Here is a 14,287-nt window from a genome sequence, read left to right as displayed (position 1 = left end):
GAGAGTAGGACGTCGCCAAGCGAACAACCATAAAGACCGTTATCGAGTCATCGATAGCGGTCTTTTTTGTTATACCCTTACGAACATCTGAACAGAATCATGTAGCATCAGCAAGAAGGGCGCCCTTCTTTTCTTTACTTTAATAGCTTCCTTATCCAACATGTTTTTTAGCTTAATATCGTTCCAATATCAGTTGTGTTTTCAAGCCGTCCATAGGAAGCAGCCAACCGTTAGAATCGAGGGTGTCCATAAGTTCTGATCGGAGTTGGGAAGCAACCGAGACATCGGATGTTTTAAATGAGATTTCGATCAAATTCTCGGTTCCTGTGCCGTCTGCATTACGAATAGGCCAAACCTCGAGGCTCATTTTCTGGCCATTCCATGATCCTTCATAGCGGTAGAACGTCAGCGGTCCATGGATTCGGGACTGTGAGAGCTTTTGTTCACCCCAATTCGGGGAGGACCATTTATTGAGCTTTCCTGGGATTTTGTCCAGCAGTAAAGCCAAAGCGTCTTGCTCGGATGGGAGCGTTGTGCCGGTTGTATTCGTGCTTATATTCTTGGTATTGGAGAAGCTAAGCGTTTGTTTGCCGTAGCCCCAATCAATCTCTGCTTCGTAATTGTCATCCGAAGCGTCAAAGCCTTCCTGGTTTGCCAGGCTGAGCGCGGCGTTAATATCTCCATCCACGATGGGATACCGTTTCTTATAGGTAAGCTCGTAGTTATCTTTATCCTCTTTTTTTCGAAAACGGACGTCCCAGCCTTCAGCATTCAGACCTAAATTGTCCGTGTCATAGTAAGCTACACCGATCGCTTGGGGAATAGAGGTTATTCCGAATGCTTGAATGACTTCGCTCCGCAGGCTCCCGCCGGATTCCAGCACGGTTTCGGGTTTGGCAAGGAGCTTCACTTCGTACGAAGGAACGGCATTGGCGGCGGCTGAAACCTCCGCTGTCTGGAGTCCGGTTAATCCACTTCCTAGCGCCGCGAAACCTACCATGAAAGACAACGTCAGTTGTTTCCACTTTCTCAATACAATCACTCCCATAAGCTGGATTTAGGTACACAGCTTACTTTAAACGCTGAATAATAGTGAGCTGTTAACGGGGGAGGGCGACTGTATCAAATATCTATAGAATTATTGAATAGCGGCATACATTTTTTGTTAATCCATCCACATGGCTTACAGAGCCCTTCTATTACAGGACTTGCTCCAATTACAGGACTTGCTCCAATTGCTTGCCCACTTCGCGCAAGACCTCTTGAAAACGCTGAATTTGTATGGAAGGAAGACGGTCTCGATTATGGACGCTGTATATATGCCGGGATGCCCGATGGCCTGGAATCGGCAGAATGTGCAATAAGCCTTCTTGCTGCTCCCGCTGTACCGCCATCCGCGACATAAAGGAAATATGATCCCCTAACAATACAAGTTGCTTGATCGCTTCCAGCGAGTCCAGCTCTACCGGACTCCTCATACGCAAACCATGCTGCGTAAGCCATAGGTCGGTTAGCTGTCTTGTGCTGGATTCGGTTCCATGCAAGGCAAAGGGAGTGCGAATGATCTGCTCGGGCTGCAGCGAATCCGTTTTGGCTAGCGGATGGTCAGGCGAACATATTAGGGACAGATCATCCCTACACAAGGACTCGGCCTGGAGACTGGGACCCGTAAAGGGCTCAGAAGAAATAATGCCCAGATCAATCTGGTGCCGCGTCAGCATGTCGCGGATAACCGGTGAAGGCTTGACGGATAAGGAGATCCGTATTCCGGGAAACTCGCGGGCAAAGGCATTCAATATCGCGGGCAGCAGATAGGTGGCAGGGACATAACTGGCTCCAATGTGCAGCGTTCCCCGATATAAGCTGTCGTATTCGCGGACGACTCGTTCCGACTCCTTGGCAAGCGCGTTTATTTTTACTGCATAATGCAGGAGAGCTTGTCCAGCTTCGGTGAGAAATGTTTTTCCGCTTCGGGACTCGAACAGCCGAACTTGTAATTCCTCTTCTAGTGACTTCATATGAAAAGTAACCGTGGGCTGCTTAATGCCAAGTATTTCTGCCACGCTGGTCATATGATGATGGCGGTCGATCAGCTCCACAATTTGCAGCTTCATCAGATTCATTCGTATATCTCTCCCTTGATTATTCCTTATTTATGCTCTCTATATAGATTTAATCTATGAGTATCAACAGAATTCAAACAAAAAGTTAATTCCGAGTTTACATTAGTCTAATACAACGCTTAAACGCACCCCTTACACTGGAAATAGCTTAAGAAGACAGGTTGGGATCAAAAGTGGATATTGAAATCAGGGGCATTCAAAAATCATTTCAGGGAACACCCGCTCTACTTCCTACCGATTTAAAACTGCGTCATGGCCAATTCACCACATTGCTCGGGCCATCAGGCTGCGGCAAAACGACAATGCTCAGGATGATCGCCGGACTGGAACAGCCGGACGGAGGAGAAATCTATGCGGAAGACCGATGTATTTACTCCGCACACAAAAAGATTGACGTGCCGGCACACAAACGCAGCTTCGGGATGGTATTTCAGGATTTTGCCCTCTGGCCGCATATGACGGTATACGAGAACGTTGCCTTCGGATTAAAGGCGGCCAAGATTAAGGCGGATCTCAGACCAAAAGTAACCGAAGCGCTGGCCATGGTCCGCTTGGAAGGGATGGGGGACCGTTATCCGCATCAGCTGTCCGGAGGACAACAGCAGCGGGTTGCATTTGCCAGAGCAGTAGCCATTCGTCCGGCACTGGTACTGTTCGATGAACCTCTAAGTGCGCTGGATGCCGTGCTTAGGGAGGAAATGCGGATTGAAATGATGTCGCTTGTGAAGGATATGGGGCTGACTGCTCTTTATGTCACACACGATCAGGTGGAAGCCATGTCGATGTCCGATGAAATTGTGGTCATGCGGAAGGGAGAAGTCCTGCAGCGTGGAACCCCGGAGATGATTTATGAAACACCTAGTCATCCCTTTGTGGCTTCGTTTATCGGCAAATCCAACTGGCTGACGGTGGATCATTCCATGGTGAGGCCGGAGCATGTGACCTGGAGCAGGACAAGCTCGGAGGATGTATGCTATCAGGCAACCGTGCTAAGCGTGAGCTATGTAGGCGAGCGATACGAAATTCGCTTGCAGGTGGAGGGTTTGGACAAGTGGACCGCTTATCTGGACAAGAGGGTGCCTGTCGGAGAACGCGTAAATCTGTACGTGTCTCCACATAAGGTCTGTCGGATGGGTGAAGGAACAAGTCCTGATAAGAATACAGACATGTATCAAAATACAGCAAAACGCACGCCTGCTGCTGCAGGCTAAGATGAAGGGGAGTTGGGGAGAAATGATGAGTCAATTGAAGTTACCGAGAAAAAGCGCGATGCTGTTGCTGGCATCTGTCATGAGCCTAAGTCTGTTTGGATGCGGCAGTACCCCAAATGGGGATTCCGTTACTATGCCGGCACAGGATACAGGCAAATCATCTGCATCGGGGAGTACGCAAGCCGGAGGCAAGCTCGTTCTCTACAGCGCAGGTCCTCAAAAGCTTGCCGACAATATCGTGAGCGGTTTTGAAGCAAAGACCGGAGTAAAGGTAGAGATGTTCCAAGGCACGACAGGCAAAATTTTGGCACGGATGGAAGCGGAAAAATCGAATCCGGTTGCGGATGTTGTCATTCTTGCATCTCTCCCCTCCGCACAGGCGCTGAAGGCGGATGGTCTGACATTGCCTTATCCTGAAGCCGCGAATGCGGACAAGCTGAATAAAGATTGGTCTGACGCCGAAGGAAACTATTTCAGCACTAGCGCATCGGCGCTGGGGATTGTATACAACACCAATCTGGTCTCTGCGCCGCCTCAAAGCTGGTCTGCCTTGGCCTTGCCGGAGTGGAAGGACGCGGTCAATATTCCGGATCCGACGCTGTCGGGATCGGCGCTGGATTTTATCACGGGCTATTTGAGTGTGAAGGGCGACGCAGGCTGGAAACTGTTCGAGGATTATAAAGCCAATGGCACGGCTATGGCAGGAGCGAATCTGGAAGCGCTGGACCCGGTGATCACCGGTGCCAAAAGCTTGGTTGCCGCAGGCGTGGATTATATGGCGTATTCGGCCAAAGCCAAAGGCGAGCCGCTTGATATTGTATACCCGGAGGAAGGAACTGTCGTGAGTCCGAGACCGGCTGCGATTTTGAAATCCAGTCCGAACGTGGATAATGCCAAGGCTTTCATCGACTACTTGCTGTCGGACGAAGCACAGAAACTGGTGGCGGATGCCTATCTGATTCCGGGCCGTGTCGATGTGGAGGCTGAAGGCCGGACCAATCTGAAGGATATTCCGGTGTTTAAAGTGGATTGGGCTTGGATGAATGACCATGGGGATGAGACGGCGGCACGTTTTTCCGAAGTATTCAAGTAAGTTCATTAGAGTTCGTGTTCAAAAAGGTCGGTTTTCAGCACCGAAGCTTATACTTCCGATGTGCGTTTTTTCAAAACGCTTCAGTTGGATGAAGCTAGGGAGTGAGGAGTGGAGCGTACGTAGCTTGTACGTGAGCACCTGAAATGTTTCCGTAGGAAACATACTTCGGAAGCTACTACTTAGGCCCGGATGAATTCAAGATTCGATGCCGAGTTGCTTCTTGATTCACTTCGTGTTAGATATAGAATTTATAAGTTATCAGAATATCTGATGGAATTCCATATCGCAAGAAAAACTACAGCTAAAGGTGGTCTGGCTACGTTGAAGGTACGTCAATAGACGTTTCTCTTATCAAAATCGGGCTTTTTGAACAACCTCTAGGAGCGAACCACAGGAAGGCAATGTGAGGTGAACCGAGAGTGAGACCTGTCATCTTGGACAGTCAGCGTTTTTTACGGAAAATGGGCGTTATACTCGCCCTTTTTCTTCTTATCATAGGCATCGGTGTGCCATTGCTGCTAATTTTCTGGCAGAGTGTATACCCGGATCAGCACTTCGATTGGCTGGCGCCGATACGAACGATAGCCGGTCATGAGCTGTCCGGTATTTTGCTGCAATCCATCTGGCTGGGGGTATGCGTGGTGGCAGGATCGACACTGCTCGCGCTGCCGCTCGCCTGGATGATGGCCAAAACCCGGTTGGGACAGCATCGGTGGGTGGACGTGATTTTGATGATTCCGTTCATGACCCCGCCGTATATCGGTTCGATGGGCTGGATTCTGTTTATGCAAAAGGGCGGATATTTGCAGCAGTGGCTGCCGGGAGCCGCGAGATGGAGCGATTCCTTCTTCAGCTTCGGGGGGATGGTGCTGATCATGAGTCTGCATTTGTTTCCGTTTCTTTACCTGCTGCTGCGGGACGCTCTGATTCGGATCGGCGGTAATCTGGAGGAGGCCGGCGCGGTTCACGGTGCAAGCGCTGGTTACCGGTTTAGAAGAATCATTCTGCCGCTGCTGTTATCCTCTTACGGCATGGGCGCGATGCTGGTGTTCGTCAAAACCATTGCGGAATTCGGCACCCCGGCAACGTTCGGTCGCCGCATCGGCTATTATGTAATGACCTTGGAAATCCACAAATATATTTCAAGCTGGCCCATCGATTTCGGTAAAGCGACCTCGCTGGCATCGGTCCTGCTGTCGGTTTGTCTGGTGATGTGGTACATGCAGTCTACGATCAGCCGGAGATTTACCTACCGTCTAGTCGGCGGCAAAGGTCAGCGCTCCAAGAGATATTCGCTGCGCGGCAGCAAAGGTGCCCTCTGCGCTTTTTACATCGGTTTGCTGCTCGTATTGTCTGTCGGCATTCCTTATTTCTCCGTCATTGCGGCATCTCTGATGAAACTCCGGGGAGCGGGATTGTCCTTGGATAATCTGACGCTTGATCATTACAAGGAACTGCTGTCCTGGGGATCGGTCAGCCAGAAAGCGCTCGGTAACAGTCTGGGCCTGTCGCTTGCAGCATCTACCATTGCCGTTCTGCTCGGTACCGGTTTTGCCCTGACCATCGGCAAGTCCCAGGCAAGGATGCAGCGGGTCATCGATCTGTTAAGTCTTTTGCCGAATACGGTTCCCGGCATTGTGATGGTGGTCGGTTTGATCCTGCTCTGGAATGCGCCATGGATGCCGGTTACGCTCTACAATACTTATGGGATGGTGGTGCTGACGTACGTCGTGCTGTTCCTCCCGTATACGGTGCAATATGTAAAGGCCAGCTTTACGCAGATTGACGGTGCTCTGTTTCAGGCGGGCCAAGTATTTGGAGGCGGTCCTCTGCTCATACTGCGGCGCATTCTGCTGCCGCTGATTATGCCCGGCATGCTGGCGGGATGGATCATGACCTTCACGATTGCTTCACGGGAGCTGGTCGGATCACTGCTCATTCTGCCGCCATCGATGCAGACATCGGCTACGTATATTTTTGCCCAGTTTGAGCAGGGACAGGTATCTCTCGGGATGACGATGGCCGTTGTCTCCGTCGGTATGACGGTGCTGCTGTTGCTGCTGGTCGAAGCTATGAATTCTAAAAGAAAGTGGAATGCATCATGATGAAACTGACGGTATGGGGCGGCGCAGGCGAGCATGGCCGCTCCGCCTATTTACTAAGCGGCAGCCAGGTTCATTTGCTCCTGGATTGCGGCGTCAAGAAGGAGGGATCGGGGGACTATCCCATGATCCAACAAGAACAGGTACCGAAGCTGGATGCCGTGTTTCTGTCGCATGCCCACGAGGACCACTCGGTGGCGATTCCGCTCCTGTACCGGCTTGGCTATCAAGGGGAGGTATGGACCACCCGGGAGACGGCAGCGCAGTTAACGGCCTACTTTGCCTCCTGGAAAGAGTACACGGCAAGGGCAGGCGCAGAGCTTCCTTATATGGAGGAGGATCAGCTGGCGATCCGTTACCGGTATCTGGAGGAAGAGGCAGAGAAGTTGACATGGTTTGAGGCGCTTCCGGGCGTGGAGATCATGTGGGGACGAAGCGGCCATATGGTGGGGGCTGTTTGGTTTTTGGTACAGGCTGAAGGAAAGCGGATCTTCTATTCTGGCGACTACACATCGGAATCGCTGCTGCTCGAGGATGACAGCCCAGCGCTGGTAGACAGACCCTCTTCCATGCTGCTGGATCTGGCTATTGTGGATGCGGCATACGGGACGGACGCTACTTCACAGGCAGATAAGCTAAAGCAATTGGAACAAAAGATTGAGAGCACGCTGCAAGCCGGCGGGAAGGTATTGATACCGGTGCCGGCCGCCGGCCGAGGGCAGGAAATGATCCTATGGGCATACAGGAATTGGGGAAATGTGCCGATCGCGATCGAAGCGCCGCTGATTGAAGGAATGAAGCGACTGCTTGGATGTTCGGAGTGGCTTCGCAGCCAGGAATCCGATCAGGGAATGAGGGATCAGCTGGAGTTAATGCTGAACCGGAACGATTGGATCGTGCCCGCTAGCGAAGCGGAACGTGAGTCCTTGCTCCATAAGCACGGGGCATCGCTATGGTTCGTAACGGATGGGATGATGCAGTCGAATGTTGCGCAGTGGTACTATCGCCAGATGTCCGGCGATAGCCGGAACCTGGTTCTGCTCACAGGTCATGTTTCCCACGGGACCTTTGGACATCGCCTTCTTCAACATCCGGCGTCGTACGGTGCCTGCTCCGTCACGAAAATCAGGTATAAGGTACACCAGGGTCTGGCGGATGTGCGCCAGATGATAACCGGCGTTCCGGCACTGCATACCGTACTCGTCCATGCAGACAAAGGAGAAACGGACCGGTTACAAGCCCGTCTGACAGAGGAAGCACCGAACTCCAACTTTCACATTTATTCCATGTCGGTTGGTGAGGAAGTCTATTTCTAGTCGTGCTTAGAGAACCTTTATCGCGAAAGCGATAAAGGTTTTTTGTGTGGAGTGGCCGTTGTGTGTTTAGATGCAGGTGAAGTTGGTGAAGGCTGTAAAGAACATGTATTAAAATAAATTAGTACCAAGTACTAATACTTGGTGTTATAATAGTTAAAAACTTGGAGGTGTGAATGATGAGCCAATCAAAGTCAAGAATTACGGCGATCGGGACCTATGTTCCTGAACGGATATTAACCAATGCGGACTTAGAGAAGATGGTTGAAACGAGTGATGAGTGGATTGTGCAGCGAACAGGCATGAGGGAGCGCAGGATTGCTGCCCCGCATGAGTACGTGTCGGATCTCGCCATCAAGGCTGTAGAGGATATGGTGGATCGATACGGCGTAACCGTGCGGGATGCTGATATGATTCTTGTGGCCACAAGCACGCCGGAATATTCCTTTCCCAGTACAGCTTCACGAGTCCAATCGAAGCTGGGCATTGCAAGCACGGGTGCGCTGGATCTGAATGCCGCTTGTGCGGGATTTGTATATGCGGTCCAGATGGCTGACGGATTAATATCCGGGGGAGCCTACCGTAAGATTCTGGTAATCGGCGCAGAAACCTTATCGAAGATTACGGATTACACCGATCGGACGACATGCGTATTGTTTGGGGACGGCGCCGGCGCCGTATTGTTGGAGAAAGATGAGGACTCTCCAAGTGTCATAGCGTCTGTATCGGGAACTTTTGGCGAGGGCGGCATTCATCTGTATAAAACAGCGCTCTCCGAGCAAATGGACGGCACGGACTTAAAGAGCGGGTGTCTTGTACAAAATGGCCGTGAAATTTATAAGTGGGCCATTCGGAACATTCCGGACGGCGTCCGTTCCCTTCTGTCCAAAGGAGGCATGAACGCGCAAGAAGTGGATTGGTTTGTCCCGCATAGCGCCAATCTTCGCATGATCGAGGCGATTAACGAGCGGGGGCCATTTACCATGGACCGCACCTTAACCAGCGTAGAGTACCGCGGGAATACGTCGGCAGCCTCCATTCCGCTTGCGCTTCAGCTGGCGGTGGATGAAGGACGGCTGAAAGCGGGAGACCACGTCTTACTTTACGGGTTTGGCGGGGGAATGACCTATGCCGGCTCCATCGTCAAATGGACGATATGATTCCTTAATATCTATAAGACCGCTATCGACATACGATACGCGGTTTTTTTGTGCTGCGATTTTTGGATGACCGAACCTGAATCGTAATAAATTCAACTCAAATTCGAAAGTTTACCACCTCAAAATTTGGCTCCGCTTTCATTAGACTAAAGAAGAAAAATACGTTTCATGGAAGAGGGGTAGAACGATGAAAAGGTTTAAGTCATGGAGCTTGCTGCTCCTGAGTGTCATCATGGTGTTCACGCTGGCCGCATGTGGAGGCGGAGGCGGTAACGGAAGCAGTACGGCTGAATCTCCGGGGGGAGGCAGCAGCAGCGAAGAAACAGGCAATACGAAAGAAGGAACCGAGTCCACAGAGAAAATCGAGCTCTCCTTCTGGTCGCTGGGAACAACCAACTACGAGGATCTGGCAAAGGAATATACGAAGGAGCATCCGAACATCACGTTCAAATTCCAGAATACGTCAGACCAAACGGCACATCACAACAACCTGACGACAGCGTTGTCCGCTGGCTCGGGTGCGCCTGACATTTTCCAATTAGAAATTGCGTTTATGGAGCGTTTTATCAACAACCAGGATAAATTCTACAATCTGTACGATCTTGGCGCTAAAGACTTAGAAGGCAACTACTTGGAGTGGAAATGGAAGCAGGCTACTTCGGTGGACGGAACCTTCCAACTCGGCCTGCCAACAGACATCGGTCCTACGGTCGTATATTACCGCACGGATCTGGCTGAGCAAGCCGGACTGCCGACGGATCCGGACGGGTTTAGCGCAGCGATTGATTCATGGGACAAATTCGCCAGCGTAGCCAAGGACTTCACAAGCAAAACAGGAAAACCGTTCGCCGACTTGACGGACTTGGTATACAACGGGGTGCGCGACCAATCCCCGGATCAAATCTACTTCAGCAAAGAGGATGGCTCCTTTATCGGAGATACGAACCCGCAAGTGAGAAAAGCTTACGACTTTACGGTAAAAGGAATTCAGGAAGGCTGGATCGGCAACTGGATTCTGTGGTCTCCTGAATGGCAAAAAGCGATCAACGATGGAGACTTTGGCGTCATGCTCGGCCCGGCTTGGATTGCCGGCACGATCCGCAATGCGAAGGATACCGCAGGCAAATGGCAGATTGCCCAGCTTCCTGAAGGAGCAGGCAACTGGGGTGGTTCGTTCCTGACCCTGCCGAAGGAAGGCAAGCATTCGAAGGAAGCCTACGAATTCATCTCCTGGGTGCTTAACAAAGAGAATCAGCTGAAATCGTTCAAGGACAGCGGCTTGTTCCCATCCATCCCGGCGGTTTACAGCGAGCCTTCATTCACGGAGGAGAAGGATGAATTCTTCGGCGGTCAAGTCATTTCCGAGGCGTATGCCAAGTCGGCGGAACGCATCAAGCCGGTTTACTACGGACCGCTTCATGACCAGACCGACACGATCATCAAGAACGCACTCAAAAACGTGCTGGAGAAAAAAGCCGACCCTCAAAAAGAATGGGAAAGCGCAATGAAACAAATCAAGACGCTGGTTGATCGCAGCTAGGAAAAGGAGCATTCCTCGCCAGCTCATTCAGCCCGTCATCCGTCCGAATCCGAGTAGGGAGGAAGCTCTCTTCGCTCGGATTCGGATTTATCCTTATCTACCTGGAGGTGCATCATGGCAGACACAGCAACGGCAGAAGCGCCGCAGCCGGTGCCGCAAAGGCGGCGTCGGTTGACGGAGACCGTGCGCAGCCGGTTTACGGCTTATACGTTCATCTCGCCATTCTTTATCTTGTTCGCAATCTTTGGTCTGTATCCGATTCTTTTTACCATCTATTTGTCCTTCTTCAAATGGGACGCGCTCGGACCGATGAAATATGTCGGCTTCAAGAACTACGAGCTGATTACAAGCGACCCGACCTTCTGGATCGCTTTCAGCAACACACTCATTATGGCTTTGATGGGAACCGTGCCGCAGCTGATTGTGGCATTATTTGTTGCGGTTATGCTCAACTCGGCTTTGAACAAGTTCAAGAACACGTTCCGCATTCTGTATTTTATGCCGAACATCACCTCCATTGTTGCCGTAACGCTGGTGTTCAGTACGATGTTTGGCAACAACGGGATGGTCAACTGGCTGCTCAACACCTTCGGCGCGGAAAGCGTACCGTTCAACTCCGGCTGGTGGGGAGTCAAAATCGCAATATCGTCCATGGTCATGTGGCGGTGGATGGGCTATAACGCCATTATTTTTCTGTCGGGTCTGCAGAGCATTCCGACCGATATTTATGAGGCGGCCAAAATCGACGGTGCCACCCGAGGCCAGCAGCTGCTCTATATCACGCTGCCGCTTCTTCGACCATTCATTTTATTCGTTACCTTGGTATCGACGATCGGCGCGCTCCAATTGTTTACGGAGCCTTATGTATTCCTAGGTCAGTCCGGCACAGGCTCTACGCGACAGGAAGGGGTAACGATGGTCACGTATCTGTATAATGAAGCATTTAAGAACGGATTTTTCGGTACGGCTGCGGCAACGGCGGTACTCTTGTTTATCGCCACCATTCTATTCTCGGTATTGAACATGATGGTGGGCCGCGAAGGTAAAGATACGGGAGGTAAAAAAGCATGAGTACAGTCGCCATAAGCCGGAAAAAACCGGATGAACCCGGTTTTATCGCCAAATTTTTCTTCTACCTCTTCATGATCCTTGGCGCGCTGGTCTCGATCTTCCCGTTCTATTGGATGTTTGTCGTGGCTACGAATGACAAGGATGCGGCATTTCATATTCCGCCGCTTCTTACGCCTGGAACGGAGTTCCTGGATAACTTCTCGCGCGTGCTGGAGCGGACGGATTTTTTCAGGGCGTTGATGAACTCGGTCGTTGTGTCTTCCGCCGTTACGTTGTCCGTTGTGTTCCTCTGTACGCTGGCGGGTTATGCTTTTGCCAAGTATGAATTCCCTTTGAAGAAGACGCTGTTTGTTTTTGTTATTGCCACAATGCTTGTGCCTGCCCAGCTGGGCGTGCTTCCACAGTACGTCATCATGGCCAAGCTGCACTGGATCGACAGCTACAAAGCGCTGATCGTGCCCGCCATGGTCAATGCCTTCGGCATCTTCTGGATGCGGCAGTACATCGCTTCCGCCGTTCATACCGAGCTGATCGAAGCGGGGCGGATTGATGGCGGCGGACATTTCCGGATTTTCTGGAACATCGCCATTCCTGTCGTAACACCGGCGATGGCTACACTGGGGATTCTGAATTTCATGAATGTGTGGAATGATTTCTTCTGGCCGCTCGTCGTATTGAAAAACAGAGAAAATTACACCATTCAAATTGCGCTGCAGCAATTGTTCACCAATAAGGACGGCCTTGATTTCGGAATGATCATGTCGGCCACCTTCACGGCGACGCTGCCGCTACTCATTGTATTTTTATTGTTCAGCCGCTACGTCATCGCGGGACTGACATCAGGCGCCATAAAAAGTTAACAAGCAAGGTGAAGTCGACAAGGAATGCGGCCTGTCATGAAGAATAATAGACATAGTAGAGTGGAGGGAGGAAGGATCCATGAAACTCCGCCGAAAGATATTGCTGGCTATTATTCTTCTGGTCTTCATTCCGGTCATCGCGCTGGGCGGGGTATCCTATTACAGCTTTTCGGAAGCGATGGAGAAGAAATCGAATGATTTCTACTGGATTTCGCTCCTGGAAACGGATCGTAAACTGAAGTTCGCCTTGAACGAAATCACGACGATATCGAACTCGGCGATTACCCAGCAATCGGTTCAGCAGATGCTGAAACAGCCGGAATACGCGGTTACCTATGAACGGCGGCAGGAGATCAACAATCTGATCAATCATCCGATGATTGCGTCGTTTGCTTTTTATTCGAATGACCGGTTGATGTATAACACGAATGGCGGAATGGAGATTCAGGAACTGAGGCAGCAGGCATGGTATGAAGCGGTGGAGAAGGCCGAGGGGCGTCCCGTATGGGTCGGACCCGGCGAGAACGGTTCTGCGGCAGACGGCGCTCCCGTTTTGATTCAATCCAGGGTCATCAAGGACTATTATTCGCTGGAGGATATCGGAACCGTGGTGATCTACGTGAAGCCGGATCTTCTCGATCAGGTGTTCTGGGAGGCGGCAACGCTGAAGCAGGGAGACATTTTGCTGGTCAACCAGCAGGGGCACATCGTGTTTAGCAAGTCAGGCGGGCATATCGGGGAGCGGACGGAATTCCCGTTTCTCTCGGATAGCTATAAGACGAATGGAAAAGGCTACTATATCGATCAATATGCAGGCGAAAAATCGCTGATCACATATTCACCTTCTCATAATAAAGATTGGTTTCTGGTCGCCATCACGCCAAGTAAACTGATTTCGGCCGAATCGGTCCCGATTCGCAACCTAGCCCTGATCCTGGGATTGATCTCGCTCGTGTCGGCGTTCCTGTTCGACCGTTTTTTTGTGCGCAGAATGGTGCGCAGCATCATTAGCGCGGTGAATGGGATGAAGCGCGTCAAGCAGGGCATCTTCGTTCCGATCCCGTCGCACAACGTGGCGGAAGACGAGACGGATTTGTTAATCGACGGCTTTAACCGGATGAGCACCCAGATCCAGGAGCTGATCGGACAGGTCGAGACGGAACAAGCACGAAAAAAGGAAGCGGAGCTGCAGGCGCTGGTCGCTCAAATCAATCCGCATTTTATCTACAATTCACTGGAATCGATCAATTCGATGGCCGTGCTTCAGGGTAACAAGGATATCAGCAAGATGGTGGTTTCGCTTGGAAAGCTGCTGCGTATCAGTATCAGCGAGCATCATGAGCTTATCCCCCTAAGCATGGAACTGGAGCATGTCCAGCATTACATGCGGATACAGAAATTCAGATTTGAGGAAAAATTCGATTACGGCATTGAACTTCCGAATGAACTGAAGCACTACGTTACGCAAAAGCTGATCGTTCAGCCGATTGTTGAGAACGCTTTATATCACGGGATCGAGCCGATGGAGGAAAGCGGACTCATCTCCATCCGGGTGTCCGAGGACGGCGAGGATATCGTGATTGACGTGGAGGACAACGGTCCGGGCTTCGATCCGGAAACGCTGATGAAGCTGTGGAATTCGGATCCGGGACAGCTCAAGAAGTATCGCGAGAACGGGGTCGGATTGAAGAATGTCCATGAAAGGCTGCGGATCCGGTTTGGCAGCCGTTACGGCCTGATGATCTGTTCCTCCCCAGGTTACGGCTCCTTGATTCGAATACGAATACCGAAAATACTGACATGACAGGGGGGCT

At 51.2% G+C, this 14,287-nt stretch carries 11 protein-coding genes; 9 read left to right on the top strand and 2 right to left on the bottom strand.

Annotated elements, in window-relative coordinates:
- Window positions 1-172 precede the first annotated feature (172 nt).
- Together DP091_RS29395 and DP091_RS29390 are read right to left on the bottom strand one after the other, a co-directional pair.
- Window positions 173-1,042: a hypothetical protein gene (locus tag DP091_RS29395; protein ID WP_373456960.1), complete on the bottom strand. Its 870-nt coding sequence runs from the start codon at window positions 1,040-1,042 to the stop codon at window positions 173-175.
- 175 nt (window positions 1,043-1,217) lie between these two features.
- Window positions 1,218-2,123 carry a LysR family transcriptional regulator gene (locus DP091_RS29390; protein ID WP_181469951.1) on the bottom strand — a complete coding sequence of 302 codons (906 nt, stop codon included), beginning with the start codon at window positions 2,121-2,123 and terminating at the stop codon, window positions 1,218-1,220.
- Between the two features lie 173 nt (window positions 2,124-2,296).
- Here DP091_RS29390 and DP091_RS29385 point away from each other — a divergent pair, with 173 nt between their 5' ends.
- The 9 genes from DP091_RS29385 (at window position 2,297) to DP091_RS29345 (ending at window position 14,277) form a co-directional block, all read left to right on the top strand.
- The gene (locus tag DP091_RS29385) at window positions 2,297-3,334 is read left to right on the top strand and encodes an ABC transporter ATP-binding protein (protein WP_113061578.1); all 1,038 of its coding nucleotides are present in this window, start codon (window positions 2,297-2,299) and stop codon (window positions 3,332-3,334) included.
- 25 nt (window positions 3,335-3,359) lie between these two features.
- Window positions 3,360-4,427, top strand: coding sequence for an ABC transporter substrate-binding protein (locus DP091_RS29380; protein WP_113061582.1), 1,068 nt, complete (start codon window positions 3,360-3,362; stop codon window positions 4,425-4,427).
- Window positions 4,428-4,888: 461 nt separating this feature from the next.
- Window positions 4,889-6,532 (top strand): ABC transporter permease, encoded by a 1,644-nt coding sequence (locus tag DP091_RS29375; RefSeq protein ID WP_113061581.1) that lies wholly within the window; start codon window positions 4,889-4,891, stop codon window positions 6,530-6,532.
- Window positions 6,529-7,845, top strand: coding sequence for an MBL fold metallo-hydrolase (locus DP091_RS29370; RefSeq protein WP_113061577.1), 1,317 nt, complete (start codon window positions 6,529-6,531; stop codon window positions 7,843-7,845). Before DP091_RS29375 ends, DP091_RS29370 begins: the two co-directional genes overlap by 4 nt.
- Window positions 7,846-8,021: 176 nt before the next feature.
- Complete coding sequence (locus DP091_RS29365) at window positions 8,022-9,002, top strand: ketoacyl-ACP synthase III (protein WP_181469950.1); 981 nt, start codon at window positions 8,022-8,024, stop codon at window positions 9,000-9,002.
- A gap of 187 nt (window positions 9,003-9,189) precedes the next feature.
- A complete protein-coding gene (locus DP091_RS29360) occupies window positions 9,190-10,542 on the top strand; it encodes an ABC transporter substrate-binding protein (protein WP_113061575.1) in 1,353 nt (450 codons plus the stop codon).
- A 114-nt stretch (window positions 10,543-10,656) separates the two neighbouring features.
- Window positions 10,657-11,613 (top strand): carbohydrate ABC transporter permease, encoded by a 957-nt coding sequence (locus DP091_RS29355; protein WP_113061574.1) that lies wholly within the window; start codon window positions 10,657-10,659, stop codon window positions 11,611-11,613.
- Window positions 11,610-12,473 (top strand): carbohydrate ABC transporter permease, encoded by an 864-nt coding sequence (locus DP091_RS29350; RefSeq protein WP_113061573.1) that lies wholly within the window; start codon window positions 11,610-11,612, stop codon window positions 12,471-12,473. The genes DP091_RS29355 and DP091_RS29350 overlap by 4 nt, the downstream gene beginning before the upstream one ends.
- Window positions 12,474-12,552: 79 nt before the next feature.
- Complete coding sequence (locus DP091_RS29345) at window positions 12,553-14,277, top strand: cache domain-containing sensor histidine kinase (RefSeq protein WP_113061572.1); 1,725 nt, start codon at window positions 12,553-12,555, stop codon at window positions 14,275-14,277.
- The last annotated feature ends 10 nt before the right edge of the window (window positions 14,278-14,287 follow it).

This window comes from Paenibacillus sp. MDMC362 (assembly GCF_003269305.1).
GTDB lineage: Bacteria > Bacillota > Bacilli > Paenibacillales > Paenibacillaceae > Paenibacillus_AQ.
The sequence above is the reverse complement of the archived record's forward strand: the minus strand, read 5'-3'. Positions and strand labels throughout refer to the sequence as shown.